The 16,384-nt window shown below is 38.4% G+C and carries 11 protein-coding genes and 1 tRNA gene; 2 read left to right on the plus strand and 10 right to left on the minus strand.

Annotated elements, in window-relative coordinates; all coding sequences use genetic code 11:
* Positions 1-367: 367 nt before the first annotated feature.
* The 10 genes from CFK40_RS17275 to CFK40_RS17320 form a co-directional block, all read right to left on the minus strand.
* A complete protein-coding gene (locus tag CFK40_RS17275) occupies positions 368-1,552 on the minus strand; it encodes a NupC/NupG family nucleoside CNT transporter (RefSeq protein WP_089533643.1) in 1,185 nt (394 codons plus the stop codon).
* Between the two features lie 219 nt (positions 1,553-1,771).
* On the minus strand, positions 1,772-3,061 hold the full coding sequence (locus CFK40_RS17280; RefSeq protein ID WP_193433339.1) for an NCS2 family permease: 1,290 nt from the start codon (positions 3,059-3,061) through the stop codon (positions 1,772-1,774).
* Between the two features lie 240 nt (positions 3,062-3,301).
* Positions 3,302-4,570, minus strand: a complete 1,269-nt coding sequence (gene odhB, locus CFK40_RS17285) for a 2-oxoglutarate dehydrogenase complex dihydrolipoyllysine-residue succinyltransferase (RefSeq protein WP_089533644.1) — start codon at positions 4,568-4,570, stop codon at positions 3,302-3,304.
* The gene (locus CFK40_RS17290) at positions 4,557-7,421 is read right to left on the minus strand and encodes a 2-oxoglutarate dehydrogenase E1 component (RefSeq protein ID WP_089533645.1); all 2,865 of its coding nucleotides are present in this window, start codon (positions 7,419-7,421) and stop codon (positions 4,557-4,559) included. Before CFK40_RS17290 ends, odhB begins: the two co-directional genes overlap by 14 nt.
* A 470-nt stretch (positions 7,422-7,891) precedes the next feature.
* Positions 7,892-8,365 (minus strand): tRNA (uridine(34)/cytosine(34)/5-carboxymethylaminomethyluridine(34)-2'-O)-methyltransferase TrmL, encoded by a 474-nt coding sequence (trmL, locus tag CFK40_RS17295; RefSeq protein ID WP_089533646.1) that lies wholly within the window; start codon positions 8,363-8,365, stop codon positions 7,892-7,894.
* Positions 8,366-8,566: 201 nt separating this feature from the next.
* Entirely contained in the window at positions 8,567-9,412 is an 846-nt protein-coding gene (locus tag CFK40_RS17300; RefSeq protein ID WP_089533647.1) for an amidase domain-containing protein, read from the minus strand.
* A 103-nt stretch (positions 9,413-9,515) separates the two neighbouring features.
* On the minus strand, positions 9,516-10,049 hold the full coding sequence (locus CFK40_RS17305) for a methylated-DNA--[protein]-cysteine S-methyltransferase (protein WP_319418009.1): 534 nt from the start codon (positions 10,047-10,049) through the stop codon (positions 9,516-9,518).
* Between the two features lie 12 nt (positions 10,050-10,061).
* Positions 10,062-11,207 (minus strand): tRNA epoxyqueuosine(34) reductase QueG, encoded by a 1,146-nt coding sequence (gene queG / locus CFK40_RS17310; protein ID WP_089533649.1) that lies wholly within the window; start codon positions 11,205-11,207, stop codon positions 10,062-10,064.
* A 22-nt stretch (positions 11,208-11,229) separates the two neighbouring features.
* A complete protein-coding gene (locus CFK40_RS17315) occupies positions 11,230-12,942 on the minus strand; it encodes an ABC-ATPase domain-containing protein (RefSeq protein WP_089533650.1) in 1,713 nt (570 codons plus the stop codon).
* Positions 12,943-13,084: 142 nt separating this feature from the next.
* A tRNA-Gly gene (locus tag CFK40_RS17320) sits at positions 13,085-13,158 on the minus strand.
* Positions 13,159-13,319: 161 nt separating this feature from the next.
* Here CFK40_RS17320 and dat point away from each other — a divergent pair.
* A complete protein-coding gene (gene dat, locus CFK40_RS17325) occupies positions 13,320-14,195 on the plus strand; it encodes a D-amino-acid transaminase (RefSeq protein WP_089533651.1) in 876 nt (291 codons plus the stop codon).
* Positions 14,196-14,351: 156 nt separating this feature from the next.
* Positions 14,352-16,352 carry a S9 family peptidase gene (locus tag CFK40_RS17330; RefSeq protein ID WP_089533652.1) on the plus strand — a complete coding sequence of 667 codons (2,001 nt, stop codon included), beginning with the start codon at positions 14,352-14,354 and terminating at the stop codon, positions 16,350-16,352.
* Positions 16,353-16,384 lie beyond the last annotated feature (32 nt).

Raw genomic sequence — 16,384 nt, forward strand, 5'->3', positions numbered from 1 at the left:
CTCGCTCCTGTTAATTAGGCTGCTGAAAAAGTGGTGGATTTTAAAAATTTAACTTTTCACCTTAACTTAGCATCTCGAATATACGGAGACTCCTCGAAAAAGAAAAGCACTTTTTCTTCGTGCGATGCCTTTTCAGGGGAGCATTCCTTATCCTGCGGGAAGTAAGAGATCGACGAGACCCCGCAGGACGGCAGTCCGAGGAGGCTCGTCACTCGCCCGCGGAAAGCGCAGTATATTCGAGATGCGATGGTAGATCCACATATTTTGTACCATATTTAACTTTTCAGTGGCCTCCCTGTTAACCTTCTAGTGTCTTTAACTTTACCACCAAAAAAACCGCCTAAATCTTAGACGGTTTTCTCCATGTTTATAAGAACAATCCTACTACTGTTGCTGATAAAATAGATGCTAGTGTTGCGCCGATTAATAATTTCATACCGAAACCTGATACTTCGATTGCTTTTTTGTTATCAATAGCTTGAACGGTTCCAGCAATGATCCCAATTGACGAAAAGTTTGCAAAGCTAGTTAGAAATACAGTTACAATCCCGATAGTTTTTTCTGACATACTATCAAGAATTTGCTGGAATTCAAGCATTGCAACGAACTCATTTGTTACAATTTTCGTACCCATAATCCCACCGGCTTCAATTAATTCACTTGGTGCTATACCCATCAGGAAGCCTAATGGAGCAAACACATACCCAAGAAGTTCTTGTAATGTAAAGCCTGAAAATGCAATAATCCAATTGACAAGCTCGAGTGATGCAATAAAGGCAACCAACATTGCAGCTACAATAAGTGCAATTTTACCACCATCTAGTGCACCATTACCCATCGCTTCAAAAATACTTTTGTCATTTGTAACATTTTTTATGTCAACATGATCTTCCTCTTTAGGTACCTTAACAGGAGCAATAACAGATGCCACCATTAGCGCACTAAACATATTCAATGGTAATGCTATTAGAACATATTGCTCAGGTAATATTTGTAAATAGGCGCCTACAATTGATGCTGATACTGAGCCCATAGCTGATGCGCTAACAATATATAGACGATTTTTTTCTAAGTGGTGAAACTGTGATTTTATTGCTAGTAACGCCTCCGATTGTCCAAAAAAGATACTATTCACAGCATTAAAAGATTCTACTTTTGGTAGTCCGGTAATCTTGGATATAAATCCACCTATATATTTTATAATTGGTGGTAGAATCCTTAAATAAGTGAGGACCGATAAAATAACAGAGAAAAAGATAATAAGTAGCAACACATCAAAGAAGAATACTGAGCCTCCCTCGTTAACTGCTACACCACCTACAATAAAATTGATCCCTACCTTCCCAAATTCAATCAACTTATTAAAGCCTGCTGAAATTCCAGTTATGATTGCTTGTCCAATTTCAGTAGTGAACATAAACCATGTTGTCAATATCTGGGCAACCAACATAACAGCTATACCACGATAATTAATATTTTTCTTATCATTTGACATCAAAAATGCCAGTCCAAGAACAACAATGATTGCTAAAATCCCAAGAAGAATATCCAAGCGTTGTAGCCTCCCTTTACATATAATCTACAAAAATTGTAAATGCTTACAATTAGTTTTTCCATTAGTGATTTTACCAGGTTGTCAGACGTCATGCAAGTTAAAAATGTTTACAATTTTTCTCATTGCTTAGTACTACCCGTTTTTCATGGATTTAATTAAAAAAGGGCATCAACAATTTGTGGTTGCTGATGCCTTATTTCTGATATGCTACTGCTCTTAATGTGCTGGGAAAAAGATCATTTGCAGGATAAAAATAACTCCGAACAAATATAATATCCAATGCACATCTTTCCCTTTACCACTGATCAATTTCAGTAAAGGGTACGTGATAAATCCAATTGAAATTCCTGTTGCAATACTAGATGTTAACGGCATGGTTAAAATAATTGCAAACGCCGGAAATGCTTCATCAAAAGACTTCCAATTAATCCGGGCCAAGCCTTCCATCATAAAGCTTCCGACAATAATTAGTACAGGTGCTGTCATTGCTGGCAAATCAGCGATAGCTCCAATTACTGGGGAGAAAAATATAGATAGTGCAAATAATATCGCCACTACAAGCGATGTTAGACCAGTACGTCCGCCAACCGTTACACCTGAAGTAGACTCAATATATGCCGTTGATGGACTTGTCCCAAACATAGAACCAACTGTCGTAGCAGTTGCATCGGCCATCAGCGCAGATTTTGCACGAGGAAATTTTCCATCCTTCATAAAACCAGCCTGTTCTGCTACCCCAATCATTGTTCCGGTTGTATCAAATATCGTGACAAGTAAAAAAGCAAAAATAATCGTATAAAGACTGTTCGCAAATACACCTCCTATATCCATGTCAAAAAATACTGGTGTAGGTGGTACAGAAGTAAAACCGTTAAAATCAAGTTGGCCGGTAAAAAAACCAATAATACCAGTTATAATCATTCCAATAAATAATGCACCTTTTATGTTTCTTGCCATTAACATTAACGTAATGAACAACCCAGCTAGCGTTAACAATGTAACTGGTTGATGTAAATCACCAAATCCAACCATTGTCGCTTCATTCGGCACTACAATGCCAGACATTTTTAATCCTAGAAAAGCGATAAACAGTCCGATACCAGATGTAATTCCGAATTTTAAGGAAGGAGGAATTGCTTCAATTAATGTTTCGCGTAGCTGCGTTAAACTTAATAACATAAAAATAATACCAGCGATAAACACCGTACCTAAAACAACCTGATATGAGTATCCTTGCGAAGCAACAACACTCGCAAAATATGCATTCATCCCCATTCCGGGCGCAATCGCAATTGGGTAGTTTGAGAAAAATGCCATAAATAATGTTCCAACCACCGCCGATATTACAGTCGCCATAAATACCTGTTCAAACGGTATTCCAGCACCAGAAAGAATTGCTGGGTTAACAACAACAATATAAACCATTGTAAGAAAAGTAGTAAAACCAGCTACAACTTCTGTTCGTATATTTGTATTATTTTGTTTTAATTTAAAGAGTTTATTCATTATGTACACCTTGCTTTCCGAATATAAATAATCAACCTATATCATAATATTCGTTTTTAGCTGTTTTCGCAATAGATTTGATGGAAGTTTTATAGAAACGTTATTCTTCGAGTGACATGCGCATAATTAACCAACCCTCATAGAAGTTATATCCCATGAAAATTTATCCATCAGCTACACTCGTAGTACAATAAAAAAACTCGTTATGGCGCTCAGCCATAACGAGTTTTTATTCCCTTACTATCCTTCTAACAGTAAATCATATGGATCTTCAAGTAGTTGTTTAATACGAACTAAAAATTGTACTGCTTCTTTTCCATCAACAACACGGTGGTCATAGGACAACGCAAGATACATCATTGGACGAACTTCAATCGAATCATCTGGCATTACCATTGCTCGTTTGATGATGTTATGCATTCCAAGAATACCAACCTGTGGAGCGTTTAGAATTGGTGTTGATAACATAGAACCAAATGTCCCGCCGTTTGTGATAGTGAATGTTCCACCTTGTAAATCGTTCATTTGTAATTCTTTATTCTGCGCTTTCTTACCTAAGTTTCCAATCTCACGTTCAACACCTGCAAAATCAAGGCGATCTGCGTCACGAACTACTGGAACTACTAGTCCTTCATCTGTTGATACTGCAATACCAATGTCATAGAATTTTTTCAATACTAGTTCTTTTCCTTGAATTTCTGCGTTAATTAATGGAAATTCCTTCAATGCGCCAACTACTGCTTTTGTGAAAAATGACATAAATCCTAATTTCACATCGTGTTTCTTTAAGAAATTATCTTTCCGTTTACTACGTAAGTTCATAACAGCTGTCATATCTACTTCATTAAAGGTAGTTAACATTGCCGACTCATGTTGAACTTCTACAAGACGTTTTGCAATTGTTTGACGACGACGAGACATTTTAACACGTTCTACCGGCTTATCAAACTCAGTTTTTTCAGAGCTCTTCGATTGTTCCTTTTTAGCTGATTTTTCTTCCTTTTTATCAGAAGATCCCTTAGTTGCTGCATCAACATCTTCAGGACGAATACGGCCCAGTGGATCACGAGGGCTGATTGAGCTTAAATCAATGCCTAACTCACGTGCACGCTTTCTCGCCGCAGGAGATGCAATTACATCTTGCTTACCTTCGTCTGATTTTTCTTCTTTCTTTGGAGATTCTTTTTGTTCCTGTTTAGGTGATTGCTCTTTTTTCTCTTCTTTCGGTTCTTCTTTTGGTGCTTCTTCCTCAGAAGTTTCGCCACCAGCTTCCCCATTCTCATCTACTTTGGCGATAATATCCCCAACTTCAACATCTTCGCCTTCTTCGCTTACGATTTCTACTAGAACACCTGCGAAATCTGAGTTGACTTCCACGTTTACCTTCTCTGTTTCTAATTCAACAACTGGATCGCCTTTTTCAATTTTATCGCCTTTTTTAACTAACCATTCGGCAATAGTTCCTTCTGTAATAGATTCTGCAAGCTCTGGTATCTTAATTTCTTTCACTGGAATCTCCTCCTTCTAACGGTTGTATCGCTTTTTGTACGAGTTGTCTTTGCTCTGTTTTATGCACATTCGGTATGCCGCCAGCTGGAGATGAACGTCTCGGACGGCCAATATAGCGTAATGATTGACCTTCTTGCAATAAATCTCTTAGGAAATCATCAACGAATTCCCAAGCCCCCATATTTTTTGGTTCTTCTTGCACCCAAACAATTTCCTCTATACTAGGTAGCTCTTTTAATTCTTTCTCTAGTTCCTTTGCAGGGAAAGGATAAATTTGCTCAAGACGCAGCGCTCGTAGCCATTCAAAGCTTTCCTCTGAATTTTCAATAGCTTCTTCGATATCAACCATAACTTTACCGCTACCAATTAGTAAGCGTGTTGCATTTTTCTTACTTACCTTTAATTTAGGCTGCTGTCGTAGTGGCTGAAATTTTCCTTCTGTGAATTCCTTTGCTTCTGATGCAACCCGTTGATTACGTAACAAGCTTTTTGGAGTCATTAAAATTAATGGTCTTGCTTCCTCACGAGCACGCATCGCAGCTTGACGACGAATTAAATGGAAGAATTGTGCAGATGACGTCACATTCGCAACAATCCAGTTATTCTCTGCTCCTAGCTGCAGAAAACGCTCCAACCGTGCACTTGAGTGCTCTGGTCCTTGACCTTCATATCCATGAGGGAGCAACATAATCATGTTTGATTTCTCGCCCCATTTTGCACGACTAGCTGAAATAAATTGGTCAAAAATCACTTGACCAGCATTCGCAAAGTCGCCAAACTGTGCTTCCCAAAGGACTAGAGTATTCGGTGCATGTACACTATATCCATATTCAAAGCCTAATACTCCAGCCTCAGATAATGGGCTATTACGAACATCAAATGAAGCACTTATCCCTTCGAGCCCATGCATCAAGCAATATTTTTCATTCGTTTTAGTATCATGGACAACAACGTGACGATGCGCAAATGTACCGCGCTCGGTATCCTGTCCAGCAAGACGGATTGGGATACCATCATTTAAAATAGATGCATATGCCAATGCCTCACCAGCACCCCAGTCAGCTTTGTTTCCTTCTTCTAAAACGTTTTCACGGCGCTTCAGGATTTTTTCAAGCTTTTTAAAACCATTAAATCCTTCTGGACGATTTAACAGATCTTTATTTAATGCTTTTAATGTATCTAATGGAACGGCTGTCTCAAATTGATCAAGCCCATTCTTTAATACATTAGGCATATTTTGCGCTTCGGCAGCACCGCTTTTATTCTCTTTCATACTGTCGTAAATACCACGTAAGCTTTCCTCGACTTGATTCATTATCTTCTTGAATCCTTCTTCATCAATCGTACCTTTTTCCTTCAATACCGCAGCAAAAACATTAACGGCTGTAGGATGTTCATCAATATCCTGATAAAGAAGTGGTTGCGTTGTTCTTGGCTCATCCATTTCGTTGTGGCCATAACGGCGATAACCAACCAAATCGATTAAGATATCTTTATGGAATCTTTGGCGATACTCGTAGGCAATCTTAATTGCTGAAATACATGCGATTGGATCATCCGCATTTACATGAATGATTGGGATTTCAAATCCTTTGGCCAAATCACTAGCATAACGAGTTGAGCGCCCATCTTCTTGATTGGTTGTATACCCAACAAGATTGTTTGCAATTATATGAAGTGTTCCACCAGTTTGATATCCTGGTAGGCCACTTAAGTTTAAAGATTCAGCGACCACACCTTCTCCAATAAAAGCAGCATCACCATGAATAACTACTGGAAATGCTTTGTTCGTATCCTGTTTTGGATAACCAGATGCGGAACGGTCATCCTGTGCAGCACGTGCAAAACCTTCTACAACAGGGTTTACAAACTCTAAGTGGGATGGGTTATGTGCTAGGGTAATACTTGTTGTTGTATCGTCACCATCTTTGACATCTTTCGTTGCGCCAAAGTGATATTTCACGTCACCAGTCCAACCATAATTAATACCCGTTGATCCTTCTGAAGGAACCAACTCTTTATCTGGTGAGTGATGGAATTCAGAAAAAATCTTGTCATATGGTTTTCCTAATACATGGGCAAGCACACTTAAACGTCCACGATGCGCCATTCCCATCATAATATGTTCAATTTTGTCGCGTGTCGCATACTTAACAATCCGGTCTAACATAGGAACCATTGATTCCAGACCTTCAATTGAAAAGCGCTTTTGCCCAACAAATGTCTTTTGCAGGAATCCTTCAAAACCTTCAACATGCGCAAGACGCTCTAGCAATTGTGTCTTTTCATTATCAGAAAGAGACATACGCGCATCTCCAGCTTCAATTAATTCCATTAACCATTTACGTTCCGCGTCATTGTTCACATGATCAAACTCAAATGTAATCGTTCCAGAATAGTATCTTTTCAGTTTCGTTACTACATCATAGCCATTGTCAACACCACTTGGGGCATTCTCCCATAACCATACTGCAGGAATACTTTTTAAATCATTTTCATCTAATCCATATGCTTTTGGATTAACTAGCTCAGATTTACGTTGTTTCTTGAGTCCTACTGGGTATATATCTGCCTCCAAATGACCATAACGACGAATAGCCTCAACAAGTTTCATAGCTGAGGTTAGTTTCTTTACATCGTTTATGGAAGTAGATGTTTCTGTTGCTTGAACTACATCATTAGTTGGATGCACCCAGTCAGGGGCTCCATGCTGTTCAAAAACTTCTTTTAAAGATGGATCAACTGATTCCGGATCCTCCTTAAACAGGTCATATTGCTCTTCCACATACCCAATGTTTGGACCATAAAATTTATCCCAGAATCTTCTACTCGATTCTTCATGCTGTGCCACGTCATATACCCCCATTAGAAGTTAACTTTCTCCGTTCACCAACGGCTTTTTAGATTCAGTATTCATTATAGAACTGTCATGCGACTTCATCAACTAATATACCCTATTTTATGTCGATAAACAATCAAGGTTGTTGACTCTTCTAAATTTTAATTAAAAATAACGATCCATTCAGTGCATACTTTGAGACATTTTAGCTAAAATTATCACGAATGGTTCACATTTTAAAATGAATAGGCTATAATAAAGACATTCAACTATAACATAATGATTACATACAGAATTTAAAGGAGGCCAAATAGCATGACAATGGACTTAGCCTTATTATTAGGAGTAAGCATTACATTTATTATTTCTTGTTTTACTGCAGGTCATGATGCAAAACCAGGAATATCTAGAAAAAATCAATAAAAAACCGTCATGCGCGCATGACGGTTTTTTATTAACTACCATTAGCTATTGATAAAAATTTAAGTCAAATTCGAAAACCCTTGCTGCCTTAGTGCTTCATAAATAATAATTGCAGCAGTATTAGACAAATTCAACGACCTTACTTTATCATTCATATGAATACGAAGGCACTTATCCTCTTTTCCTTCCAATAAATACTTTGGAATGCCATCGGTTTCCCTTCCAAATACAAAAAACAAATCTTCACCACTATTACTATAATCATAGTCGGTATAATGCTTTGTTCCAAAGTTCTCAATGTAATAATAATTACCACGTGGATATGTATGATAAAATTCTTCAATTGATTCATACTCATGAATGTCGACGTGTTTCCAATAGTCTAGACCTGCTCGTTTCAGCATTTTATCTTCTGTTGAAAAACCTAGTGGATGGATTAAATGTAAGGTTGTATCTGTTGCCAAGCAGGTTCTAGCTATATTACCTGTGTTAGCAGGAATTTCTGGTTGAAAAAGTACTACATGTAAACTCACAACTCATTCTCCTTATAGTGTATGTTCAAAAAGTCGCCGAATTAGAAATAAGAAGGTCGAGGCACGAGAGTTTTGAGGACCGGAATGTATGCCCTTAATACGTGAGGACCAGAAAAACCGAGTAACGAAGAGATTCGCCATTTATCATTTGGTGACTTTTTGAACATCCTCTTCTAAATTAATAACAATATAAGTATACCATCACTCACCAATCCGGAAAAACTTATATGCTATATTTGGTGTGTAGGCAGTAGAATCCTCGTACGACCAGTACCGATTTCGGCTATTAGATGTATGTGCATTTACAAATGGTTCACCATTTCCGTCCTTAGCTACGACAATCGTGTTATGGTCAAATCTACCATTACCTTGAAAATCATAGCAAATGACATCGCCTGGAATAAGATCAGTTGCCGCTTCCATTTCTTTACCTTTTAGCCCAGATGTTGAACCACTTAGATACCATCTTAGGGAATGAGCAACAGCCCAACTAAAGCTCCAGCTAGCAGAGTTGTACCACCATCCCTTACTTCGATCTTGCCCTCCTGTCATCGGTGCTCCTCCAGCATGCAAGCATTGCGATACATAATTGGTGCAATCCACATCAAACTTTCGATAAGCAGGATTGTAGCTATTCCACCAATGATTTGCATACTTTACAGCGGCAAGCCGGTCATAACCGAATCGACTTTCATCTACATTTCGTTCCAACATTTCAGACTTCACAGGTGATGTGGCTTGTTCTGAAACTATACTAAGTTCTTTATGATTACTAATGGTATCGTTCTCTAATTGAAACTGGTATGGAATAGATTGTTCTTCAAAATAAAAATTATCCGCTTGCTTCATTAATATTTTTAAATGTAGAACATAATCGATTTGCTTTGTATTCCCATAACGTAGCTCTTGGTACAAATGACCCTCACCCTGAATACGGACAATCGATACGTTTCTTCTTTGACAAAGTACCTTTTTTCTTGTCCACCAATTTTCTTCCTGCTGCTCCTTTTGAAAAAAGTCCTCCCAAAAGTTCACCAATATGTCCATGAATAATCCCTCCCCATATTAGTTTATGAGAGAGGGCTTGTTTAAATTGATAAAAGAATTGCACCCGCTGTAAAAAGTGGTACTGTTATGACTCACCCCGATTTTAAAAGGTTCCAACTGCTTGCTTTTCATGCGCAAGTAAGTATTCCTTCTTATCAAGACCACCATTGTATCCAACCATTTTCCCGTTCGTACCAATTACTCTGTGACAGGGCACAATAATGGAGAAAGGGTTTTTATTTACCGCTCCGCCTACTGCTCGAACTGCTTTTGGATTACCGATTGCGACAGCTATGTCCTTGTATGATTTTGTCTCGCCATATGGAATGGTTTCAACTAACGCTTGCCACACCTTTTGTTGAAAAGGTGTTCCATGAAATTCAAATTCGAGGGAAAATTCTCTGTTCTGTTTATTAAAATATGTTTGCAGTTCCTTTTTGGCAAGTACTACTTTTTCAGGAGAATGAACAAATCTAACATCGCCAAAGTAACTGGCGACCCACTTGTTCATCTGGTCGCTTCTTCTATCCATTTCGCCATATTCAATTCGAACAAGTTTTTCTCCATTGCTTATAAGAGTAAGAGTTCCAATTGGAGAATCCATTTCATCGTAATAAAGTTGTACATCAGCCATCATTTTCCCTCCCATTTATCTAGCAGAAACCTCATGCCTAAAGTCTAACCCTTTTTGCATTTCATATCGTACTTGTTCATCTTTCTCTATTGCCAATGCATGCTCAATTGCTGCAAATGCTTCAGCTGTCCCTATCTTACCAAGCGACCAAGCGGCAGTCCCTCTGATTACGGGGCGTGGATCATGTTGCATCACCTGAATTATTTCAGTTACTGCCGACACATCTTTATAGTGTGCAAGACCAATTAATGCATTTCGTTGTAACGGCTTCTTCCCGCGCCATGACCCAGAAATATGACCGAATGTTTCCTTGAATTCCCGATTTGAAATACGAAGCATTGGCTGTAGTTTAGGTTTTGCAATTTCAGGATCAGGCTCTGTTTCTGGATGTATATGAAAATCAATCTTTTTATTTTTTGGGCATACCACCTGACAAGTATCACAGCCATATACACGGTTACCGATTTTGGTTCGGAATTCATCAGGTAAATAGTCTTTTGTTTGCGTAAGAAATGCGATACACCTTTGAGCATTTAGCTGCCCACCTTGAATGAGCGCGCCTGTCGGACAGGCATCCAAACATTTTGTACATTCCCCGCAACTATCGTCAACAGGTTCATCTGGGATAAACGGGATATTTGTAACTAATTCTCCTAGGTACACGTATGACCCAAACTCTGGCGTGATAATGGATGTATTTTTCCCACTGAAGCCAATTCCAGCTCGTTCTGCTACCGCGCGATCAGAGAGTTCCCCCGTATCTACCATCAGTTTATCTTTTACTTCTGGAACCTTTTCTTTAATAAACGCAGACAATTTCTCTAACCGATCACGCAAAATGACGTGATAATCCGTTCCCCAGGATGCGCGGCAAAAGATACCCCTTCTCTCTTCTTTCGTGCTTTTCGGTGGATTTTCCATTCGTGACGGATACGCTATTGCGATTGAAATAATGGATTGTGCTTCAGGCAACAATCGTTCAGGCTCTGTACGTTCTTCTACTGAACCCTTTTCAAAACCGGAATAATAGGCTAAATTTTGTTGCCGTTTGAGGCGTTCTTTTAATTCACTAAAAACATCGGCAGAGGCAAAACCGATTTTATCGATGCCAATCTTTTTACTATAATCGATAATCTCTTGCTTTAATTTTTCACGATTCATGATTGTTGCCTCCTAACCTCTGCTAAGTTCGTTGTTGGTTTACCCTTAATGTACGCATGCGGTTTAGCACAGCTGCGATTTCAAAAGTACGTGGACGAGCAAGATCACCCGGATGTTGGTCAGGATAAGCTGTGAATGATGCTAACCCTTTACGGTTTATTTGTTCGTTAATTTTTACGAGTAATGCTAGTAATGTTTGTTGATTATTAAGCTCATTCGTTTTATCTAAAAACATAATTATCTCAGCAATCATTCGTGTTTGGGAAGAATCCACCAATTGTTCCGTTTGCGCAAATGTTATTTCTGTTTTGCCCATCAGTATTTTTGTTAATCCTTTTGCTTGGACCTTTGCCCGTTTTCCCTTCGTTGTTTGAAAACTGGATTGTTCAATTTGGCGGTGTTTAATCTCACCAAAATTAATGCCTTTCGTTATAGCTCGCTCAGCAGGATATTGCCTGGTAATTTCTTTAACCTTTTCCGTGACGTTCTTTGGAACATATTCTTCCATCATTATAACATTATCCGCTATATCAAAATAGTCACCAGAGCCACCCATTACGATAATGGTTGAGACCGATAGCTGATCATGTAACTGCTTCACTTTATCTATAAATGGTGTGATTGGTTCCTGTTCGCTTTTGACAAGTTGTTGCATCCGATGATCCCGAATCATGAAATTGGTCGCACTTGTATCTTCATCAATTAGTAATGTCATTGCATCAACCTCTAAAGCTTCCATAACATTCGCTGCTTGGGATGTGCTGCCACTGGCATTCTCCGTTGTGAAAAATTCGGTTTTTTGTTTATGTGGTAAGTTGGTAATAAATGGTGAGATGTTAACACCTGTTACCTGTCGACCATCCTCCGCACGAATTTTCACGGCACTCGGATCAGTCAAAACATACTCTCGGCCATCACCTTTTTTATGATTATAGACACCACGTTCAATTGCTTCTAGCAGTGTACTCTTCCCATGATAGCCACCACCAACGATAAGTGTGATGCCTCGTTTGACCGCCATCCCTTTTACTAATTCCTCTTGATGTGGAATTTTGATTTCGACTTCATTTTCAGCAGGACTTGTAAAAGGAATCGCTTCATTAAGCGGTTGATCACTCACACCACTCGATCGTGGTAGTATCGCTCCATTTGCAATAAACGCTATCCAATTATTTTCTCGCATCTTTTCCCTGATCCCGTGTTGTTGATCTGCAAGTACTGTCACTTGATGGATAGCTTGATCAGAAATAGTGAAAATGGACTTATTAATAATGCTAGGGATTGCTTGGTTAAATAACTTTACGGCTTCTTTCCCATTAATTCGTCTACCATTTGCAGGTAAGCCAATAGAAAGACATATTGTAATGGATTTTTCGTCTATTGAAACGGCACTTCGCTCAATGACTTCCTGGTGTGGGGCATCAAACTGGATGAGTCCACTCTTCCCAGATCCTTTAATAAATAAGGTATTTTGCTTTACTGCTTGTCCAACCGCTCTTGCGATTCGATCCTCAGCCGCTATTTTTCGTTGATAGTTTGTCAACCAGTTTTCGTTTATCTTGCGTTTTTCCGCAGGTACGACAATTCGAGCTTTTGAAGGAGTAGCAAATGGATCACCTTGTACATAATCTATATATAAATCGAAGTTATCATATTTATAATAACCTTGAATACTCTTATACGCTTTATATCCTTTTCCATCGATTGATCGAAGGCTTTGAATTAGTTTTTCCATGATACACCATCCTTTGTATTTAGCATACTTGGTGAGAAATTTGAGTTCAAGTATTAGGAGTGGATTTACTCTCCGTAATAACAAAATAAAAACGCAACACTTCGTAAGATAAATTACGAAACACTGCGTTAAGACATATGTATGGAGCGGGTAGGGGGAATCGAACCCCCATCATCAGCTTGGAAGGCTGAGGTTTTACCACTAAACTATACCCGCAAAATTCGACAACATTTTTAATAACATGTTAATTATTATAACAAGTTTAATTCTATTAATCAAGGGCAAATTTTTAATCTTTTAATTATGGAAAAAAACGCCCATTTACAACGCTTTATGTTAGCGATAAGATAGACGTATGCTTGACGGGAGGCGATAAAATGTCTGTATATCCAATCATGTTGTCACAGACTAAATTTACACATCGAGATAATTTGAACTATCCATTTGAAGAACGTGCCTTGCAATTTGGGGATGGCGTGTATGAGGTTGTTCGTATCTACAATGGTACTTATTATTTAATTAATGAACATATTGATCGATTATTCCGATCAGCGGAAGCAGTAAAAATTAAACTGCCATTTACTAAAGAAGAACTTAGCAATTTATTAAACAACTTATTACTAAAAAATTCTGTTTCAAATGATGCGAAGCTTTATTTGCAAGTATCGCGGGGTTCAGCACCACGAAATCATATCTTTCCGAATAATATAGAAGCAAATGTATATGGTTATATAGAAGATCAGGCACGAAATGTAGCTGGATTACAAGATGGTGTTAAAACCATTACTGAGCGCGATATTCGCTGGGAATATTGTTTTGTGAAAAGTTTAAATTTGTTACCGAATGTCTTAGCAAAACAAACCGCAAATGAACAAGGAGCATACGATGCAATCCTGCACAAAGATGGCATTGTAACTGAGTGCAGCTCTGCTAATGTTTATATGATAAAAGATGGCACAGTTTATACGTATCCTACCACAAAAAGGATATTACATGGATGTGTTCGGATGCGAATCGAAAAGTTTGTGCAAGATTTGACTATTCCTTTGAACGAAGATGGTTTTTCGGTTGAAGATATCGCTCTTGCTGATGAAATGTTTTTAACAAGTAGTACATCGGAAGTTCTTCCGATTGTCACTGTGGATGATACACAAATCGGCAATGGCCAACCTGGTCCAATAACCAGAAAACTACAAAATGCATATGAAGAAGATGCGAATATAGTCACTAAAAAAATTGAACAAACCAATTAATACTGATGAAATTCCCTTATTACAAATAATAAGGGATTTTTTTTATAAAGAAAAACCGAAATGAATTTTCACAAAATTCTACCATTCCATTTGATTCGTAGTTCGAAATAGTTTAGACTAAATGAAACTTTTAAAAACGTTTAGGGGGACTTTTTCATGACAATTAATAAGCGCGCGGTAACCGCTAAAGATCTAACAAGGTTTGCTGTTTATAGTGATCCACAGTACACACCAAATGGCGATACATATGCATTTGTTTCAACAACAATAGATAAAGATAATACGTATCAATCCCAATTATTCACACAAAAAGTGACAGACGCCGAGCCAAGACAATGGACATTTGACGATGGGAAAAATAGTAATCCGCGCTTCTCTCCTGATGGACAGAAGCTAGTCTTTCAGTCAACTAGAAGTGGGATCCCACAACTATGGCTAGCACATACTGATGGCGGAGAGGCTCGACAGCTTACGACCTTTAAAAATGGCGCCACTAATCCTGCGTGGTCTAAAGATGGGAAACATATCTTTTTTAGTGCACAGCTAGACAAAGATGATAATGTTCAAAATCAGAAAGAACAATCTAAAGAAGAACGTCAAAAGGAAAAAGAAGACAAAGCAAAAGAACCAATTGTGATAAATCGCTTGAAACACAAATCTGATAGCAATGGATTTCGTGATGAGAAACGGACACAGATCATCCAATATGATGTAACTAAAAGAACGTTCACTCAGCTTACTCTAGGTGATGTTGATCATGGATATGAGGATATTTCTCCTGATGGAAATCAAATGCTTTTTTCAGCAAATTTGGATGATAACCAAGATTACTCATTAACTAACGACCTTTTTCTATTAGATTTAACATCTAAGGAGGTAGTAAAGTTAACAGATGGAAAAGGGTCTTATGACAATGCGTCCTTTTCCCCGAGCGGCGATAAAATTGCTTGTTTTGGCAGTGAATTTTCCTATGCTGGCGCCACTCTAGATGAACTCTTTGTTTTTGATAGTGCCACAAAAGAAAGAACATGTTTAAGCGAATCTATCGACATGCAACTAGATGATCTCATGATTGGTGACACACGCATGGGCCAATCAACAACAGGTCCTGTATGGTCAAAAAATAGTGATCAGTTATTTTTTATTGGGACTGACCATGGTGCCACGGGTCTATACCAAGCAGATTTAGATGGAAAAATTGAAGTCCTATACAAAGATAACAATCATGTATTTGGACTTTCTTATAATGCTAAATCAGAATCCTTTGTTTTAGGCATTAGTACTCCAACAAATCCATGTAATTTTTATCAGCTATATGATGGTGAACTATCACGTTTAACAAATGCTAATACGGAATTTTTAGACGAGGTTTCCCTATCTGAGCCAGAAACCATAACAGTGGAGGCTGAAGATGGCTGGAAAATTCAAGGCTGGATTTTACATCCACATGGATTCGAAGAGGGTAAAAAATATCCTTTTGTACTTGAAATTCATGGTGGTCCACACGCCATGTATGGACAAACATATTTCCATGAACTACAACTTCTTGCTGCAAAAGGATATGTTGTCTTGTATACAAATCCACGTGGGAGCCATGGCTATGGACAAGCGTTCGTTAATGCCTGTCGTGCGGATTACGGCGGAAAAGATTATACTGATTTAATGAGCGCGGTTGACTATGCTCTAGAAAACTATGATTTCATCGATAAAAATCGATTGGGTGTAACTGGTGGAAGCTATGGTGGTTTCATGACCAACTGGATTGTAGGACACACAAATCGCTTCAAAGCCGCCGTAACCCAACGCTCAATCTCTAATTGGCTTAGCTTTTATGGTGTTAGTGATATTGGATATTTTTTCACTGAGTGGGAGCTCGGTAAAAACTTGTTAGACGACCCCAAGAAACTATGGGAATTCTCTCCATTGAAGTATGCGGAAGAAGTAGAAACACCGCTATTAATTGTACACGGAGAACAGGATTTACGTTGTCCAATTGAACAAGGGGAACAACTATTTATTACACTCAAGCACCTAAAAAAAGAGGTTGAATTCGTTCGCTTCCCTGGCGCAAGTCATGAATTAAGTCGAAGCGGAGAACCATTAATGCGAATTGAGCGATTGAATCACATTTGTCGCTGGTTTGAAAAATATTTATAATGTGGGAATTATAATTTTTGGAATGGCTGACG

Origin of the sequence: Virgibacillus necropolis, from assembly GCF_002224365.1 — a bacterium.
In the GTDB taxonomy this organism is placed as follows: domain Bacteria; phylum Bacillota; class Bacilli; order Bacillales; family Amphibacillaceae; genus Virgibacillus_F; species Virgibacillus_F necropolis.

Excerpts from the sequence above, each read along its gene's own strand:
- queG (WP_089533649.1), bottom strand. The coding sequence starts at position 11,207 with ATGAATCGTGAAAAATTAAAGCAAGAGATTATCGATTATAGTAAAAAG.
- CFK40_RS17280 (WP_193433339.1), bottom strand. The coding sequence starts at position 3,061 with ATGAATAAACTCTTTAAATTAAAACAAAATAATACAAATATACGAACA.
- CFK40_RS17330 (WP_089533652.1), top strand. The coding sequence starts at position 14,352 with ATGACAATTAATAAGCGCGCGGTAACCGCTAAAGATCTAACAAGGTTT.
- dat (WP_089533651.1), top strand. The coding sequence starts at position 13,320 with ATGTCTGTATATCCAATCATGTTGTCACAGACTAAATTTACACATCGA.
- CFK40_RS17305 (WP_319418009.1), bottom strand. The coding sequence starts at position 10,049 with ATGATGGCTGATGTACAACTTTATTACGATGAAATGGATTCTCCAATT.
- CFK40_RS17315 (WP_089533650.1), bottom strand. The coding sequence starts at position 12,942 with ATGGAAAAACTAATTCAAAGCCTTCGATCAATCGATGGAAAAGGATAT.
- CFK40_RS17300 (WP_089533647.1), bottom strand. The coding sequence starts at position 9,412 with ATGGACATATTGGTGAACTTTTGGGAGGACTTTTTTCAAAAGGAGCAG.